This is a genomic window from Pseudomonas sp. RL_105y_Pfl2_101, from assembly GCF_963970585.1.
In the GTDB taxonomy this organism is placed as follows: domain Bacteria; phylum Pseudomonadota; class Gammaproteobacteria; order Pseudomonadales; family Pseudomonadaceae; genus Aquipseudomonas.
This window is the reverse complement of record NZ_CAXAPG010000076.1, coordinates 1-5,505: the sequence shown is the minus strand read 5'-3', so window position 1 is coordinate 5,505 and position 5,505 is coordinate 1. Positions and strand designations below refer to the sequence as shown.

Below are 5,505 nucleotides of genomic sequence, written 5' to 3'. Positions count from 1 at the left end.
CATTCAGCACGGCTGCGAACGCCCGCATGTATCGCACTGGCGACCTGGGCCGCTACCTGCCGGACGGCAACATCGAATACCTGGGCCGCAACGACGACCAGGTGAAGATCCGTGGTTTCCGCATCGAGCTGGGCGAGATCGAAGCCAAGCTCGCCCAGGCGCCAAACATCAAGGAAACCGTGGTCCTGGCACGTGAAGACGTGCCGGGCGACAAACGCCTGGTCGCCTATTTCACTCAGAACTCACTGGACGAAACCGTAGACATCGAAACCCTGCGCGCGCACCTGCAAACACAACTGCCTGACTACATGGTGCCAATGGCCTACGTCCGACTGGACGCACTGCCCCTGACACCGAACGGCAAACTCGACCGCAAGGCGCTGCCGACACCGCAGCTGGATGCCGTCATCTCCCGAGGCTACGAAGCCCCCCAAGGCGAAACCGAAACCGTCCTGGCGCAAGTCTGGCAGGACCTGCTGGGCCTGGAGCAAGTCGGTCGCCATGACCACTTCTTCGAACTGGGCGGGCATTCGCTGCTGGCGGTCAGCTTGATCGAGCGGATGCGCCAGGCCGGCTTGAGCGCCGACGTGCGCGTGCTGTTCAATCAACCGACCCTGGCCGCGCTGGCAGCGGCGGTGGGTCATGACGGTGATGAAATCGACGTCCCGGCCAGCCTGATTCCACCGGGTTGCACCCACATTACCCCGGCGATGTTGCCGCTGGCCGCGTTGAGCCAGGAAGCCATCGACTGCATCGTGGCGGCCGTGCCGGGTGGTGCGCGCAATGTGCAGGACATCTATCCGCTGGCGCCATTGCAGGAAGGCATTCTCTACCATCACCTGTCGGCCGAGCAGGGCGATCCCTATGTCTTGCAGGCACAGTTTTCCTTTGACGGTCGCGAACGCCTCGACGCTTTCACCCAGGCCTTGCAGGGGGTGATCGACCGCCATGACATCCTGCGTACCGCCATGGCCTGGGAAGGTCTGGACGAGCCGGTGCAGGTGGTCTGGCGCAAGGCATCGCTGGGTGTGGAGCAAGTGCTCCTCGGTACTGGCGATGGCGACATCGCCGGTCAATTGAAGGCTCGCTTTGACGCCAGCCAGCATCGCCTGGATATCCGTGAGGCGCCGTTGATGTGCATCCGCTTTGCCGAGGATGCGCTCAACCAGCGTTGGGTGGCGAGCTTGCTCTTCCATCACATGGCGCTCGACCATACGGCGCTGGAAGTGGTGCGACATGAGATGCAGGCACACCTGCTGGGCCAGGCCGGCCAGTTGGGCGAGGCGGTGCCGTATCGCAACTACGTGGCCCAGGCCTGCCTGGGCGTCAGCCGTGAAGCGCACGAGGCGTTTTTCCGCGACATGCTCGGTGCCATCGACGAGCCGACGCTCCCGTTCGGCCTGCAGGATGTACGCGGCGATGGCAGCCTTGTCGAGGAAGCCCGGCAGGGTCTCGCGACTGATTTGAGCCGACGCCTGCGCACCCAGGCCCGCCGCTTGGGTGTGAGCGCAGCAGCGTTGCATCACTTGGCCTGGGCCCAGGTATTGGGCCGGGTCTCGGGGCGCGAAGAGGTGGTGTTTGGCACGGTGCTGATGGGGCGGATGCAGGGCGGCGAAGGCGCCGACCGGGCATTGGGAATGTTCATCAACACCCTGCCGATTGGCGTGCAGGTCGGTGCGCAAAGCGTGCGCGACGGTGTCCTGGCGACCCACGCACGGCTGACCGGCCTGTTGGGTCATGAGCATGCCTCCCTGGCGTTGGCCCAGCGTTGCAGTGGCGTCATGGCACCGACGCCATTATTCAGCGCGTTGCTCAATTACCGCCATTCGGTCGCCGAGCCCATCGCGCTGCACACCTCGTCCGCCTGGGAGGGTATCGAGGCCCTGGGCGGCGAAGAGCGCACCAATTATCCGCTGACGATGAGCGTCGATGACCTGGGAGAGGATTTCAGCCTGACGGCGTTGGTCGAATCCCGGATCGGTGCCCAGCGCGTCTGTGGTTATATGCAAGTGGCGTTGGAAAGCCTGGTCGAGGCCCTGGAGCATGCTCCGCAGACGCCGTTGCACCGCCTGGCAATCTTGCCGCCGGCCGAACGCAAGCAATTGCTTGAAACCTGGAATGCGACCGGGGCGACGTATACCCATGATCTGCTGATCCATCGGCAATTCGAAACCCAGGCCGCGGCGCACCCGCAAGCGATGGCGGTGGTGTACGTCGACCAGGCATTGACTTACTGCGAACTCAACGCCCGGGCGAACCAGGTTGCGCACCGTCTGCTGGCGCTGGGCGTTTGCCCGGACGACCGGGTGGCGATCTGTGTCGAGCGTAGCCTGGACATGATCGTCGGCCTGTTGGGCGTGCTGAAAGCCGGGGCCGGCTATGTCCCCGTTGACCCGGCCTACCCGGCGGAGCGTATTGCCTACCTGTTGCAAGACAGTGCACCGGTTGCGGTGTTGGCGCAGACCATCACTCACAGTTTGCTGATCGATGCCTCGGTGCCGGTGATCGATCTCGACAGCGCCGATTGGCAGGACGAATCCGTTTCCAACCCCGAGGTGTCGGGGCTCGAAGCCCGCCACCTGGCGTATGTGATCTACACGTCCGGTTCCACCGGCCTGCCCAAGGGCGTGATGGTCGAACATCGCAACCTCAGCAACCTGGTGGGCTGGCATTGCCAGGCCTTCGACGTGAAACGTGGCAGTCGCACCTCCAGTGTCGCCGGTTTCGGTTTCGATGCGGCGGCCTGGGAGATCTGGCCTTCGTTGTGTGCGGGAGCGACGTTGCTGTTGCCGCCGGCCCATGCGGGCAGCGAGGACGTCGGCGCACTGCTCGACTGGTGGCAGGCCCAGGCGCTGGACGTGTGCTTCCTGCCCACTCCCATTGCCGAATACGCGTTTGGCCGTAACCTGGGGCACGATCAACTGCGCACCTTGCTGATTGGCGGCGACCGCCTGCGCAAGCTGCCGGTCGATCTTCCCTTCGAACTGATCAACAATTACGGCCCCACGGAAACCACGGTGGTGGCCACCTCGGGGCGGATCGATGCCTCGCAGGCGGTGTTGCATATCGGCAGACCGGTAGCCAACACCCAGGTCTACTTGCTCGATGCCCACCTGCAACCGGTTCCGGTTGGCGTGGCGGGTGAGCTGTACATCGGTGGCGCCGGGGTTGCGCGGGGTTATTTGAACCGTGCGCAGTTGACCGCCGAGCGCTTTGTGAAGGACCCGTTCAGCACCGTGCAGGACGCGCGCATGTACCGCACCGGTGACCTGGGGCGCTATTTGCCGGACGGCAACATCGACTACCTGGGGCGCAACGACAGCCAACTGAAGATTCGTGGCTTGCGCATCGAGCTGGGTGAAATAGAAGCCAGGCTCGGCGCGTGCGTCGGTGTGCGCGAGGCGGTTGTCGTCGCGGTGGGAGAGGCCCCGGATGACCAGCGACTGGTGGCGTACTACACGGCGCACGACAGCCTGGATCAAGGGTTGACGGCCCAAAACCTGCGCGAACAATTGCAAGTGCATCTGCCCAGCCACATGGTGCCGGCGGCCTATATGCGCCTGGACGCCTTGCCCCTGACGCCGAACGGTAAACTCGACCATCGGGCCTTGCCTATCCCGGACAGCGAGGCCTATTCGGGGCGTGGGTATGAAGCCCCGCAAGGCGAGGTTGAAACGGCGTTGGCGCGGATCTGGTCCGAGCTGCTCAAGGTCGAGCGCGTCGGCCGTCACGACCATTTCTTCGAGCTGGGCGGGCATTCGCTGCTGGCCGTCAGCCTGATCGAACGGATGCGCCAGGCGGGGCTGAGCGCCGACGTCGGCGTGCTGTTCAGCCAGTCGACCCTGGCGGCATTGGCGGCGGCAGTCGGCAGTGGCCGCGAGGTCCGTGCCCCGGTAAACCTGATTCCAGTGAATTGCGAACACATCACGGCGGACATGTTGCCGATGGTTGACCTGGACCAGGACGCCATCGACCGGATCGCATCGACGGTACCGGGCGGCGCCGGCAATGTGCAGGACATCTACCCCCTGGCACCTCTGCAGGAGGGCATTCTTTACCATCACCTGGCCGCCGAGTGCGGCGATCCCTATGTGCTCCAGACTCAATTCGCCTTCGACAATCGTGGACGCCTGGAAGACTTTTCCCAAGCCCTGCAAAAGGTCATTGACCGTCACGACATCCTGCGCACGTCGGTGCTGTGGGAAGGGTTCGAACAGCCAGTGCAAGTCGTCTGGCGCAAGGCACTGCTGATCCAGCAAGCACTGATCCTGGACCCGGCCGTTGGAGATGTCGCGGCGCAGTTACATGAGCGTTTCGACTCGCGGCAGCACCGCCTGGAGATTACCCAGGCACCGATGCTGCGCCTGGTTTATGCCCACGATGCCGATAACGATCGTTGGCTGGGGATGCTGCTGTTCCACCACATGGCCCTGGACCACACCGCATTGGAGGTGGTGCAGCAGGAGATGCAGGCGCATCTGCTGGGGCAGGCTGGACAGTTGGGCGTCGCGATGCCGTATCGCAATTATGTGGCCCAGGCCCGATTGGGCGTGAGCGCTGAAGCCCACGAAATATTCTTCCGTGACATGCTCGGTGACGTCGACGAGCCAACGCTGCCGTTCGGCTTGCAGGATGTACAGGGCGATGGCAGCGACATCGAGGAAGCCCGCCAGGCCGTCGAAGCCGGCCTGAGTCGCCGGCTGCGGGCCCAGGCACGTCTGCTTGGGGTGAGCGCGGCGAGCTTGTACCACCTGGTTTGGGCGCAAGTCCTGGGCAAGGTGTCGGGCAAGGACGATGTGGTGTTCGGCACGGTGCTGCTGGGCCGGATGCAGGGAGGCGAGGGTGCCGACCGGGCGCTGGGCATGTTCATCAACACCTTGCCATTACGGGTCAGTGTCGGACAAACCGGTGTGCGTGCGGGCGTGAAAGCAACCCATGCTCGCCTGACCGCATTGCTGGGTCATGAACACGCCGCATTGGCGCTGGCACAACGCTGCAGCGGTGTGCAGGCACCGACGCCATTGTTCAGTGCCTTGCTCAACTACCGTCACACCGCCGTGGCGACCTCGGCCGAGGCGCTGTCAGCCTGGAACGGTATCCAGGTGTTGGGCGGCGAAGAGCGTACTAACTACCCGTTGATGTTGTCGGTGGACGATCAGGGCGAGGCGTTCAGTTTCACCGTCATGACCCCCGCGCGCATTGGTGCGCAGCGGCTTTGTGGTTATGTGCAACACACGCTGGAAAGCCTGGTCGCGATGCTTGAGCAGCAGCCGGACCTGCCCTTGCAGCAGGTGTCGATCCTGCCGACGTCGGAAAGCGAGAAGTTGTTGGTGACGTTCAACGCCACCGAGGCGGACTATCCGCGACAACAGACGATCCATGGGTTGTTCGAGGAACAGGTCCAGCGTACCCCGGATGCCGTGGCGGTGATTCGCGGCGGGCAACGCCTGAGTTACCGCGCGTTGAACGAGCGGGCCAACCGCCTGGCCCATTACCTGCGCAAGC

Annotated in this window: 1 protein-coding gene; it reads left to right on the top strand. The window is 63.9% G+C overall.

The features are described 5' to 3' along the window. The coding region (locus AACY31_RS28160) for an amino acid adenylation domain-containing protein (protein WP_339505568.1) at nucleotides 1-5,505 on the top strand (5,505 nt) is incomplete at both ends.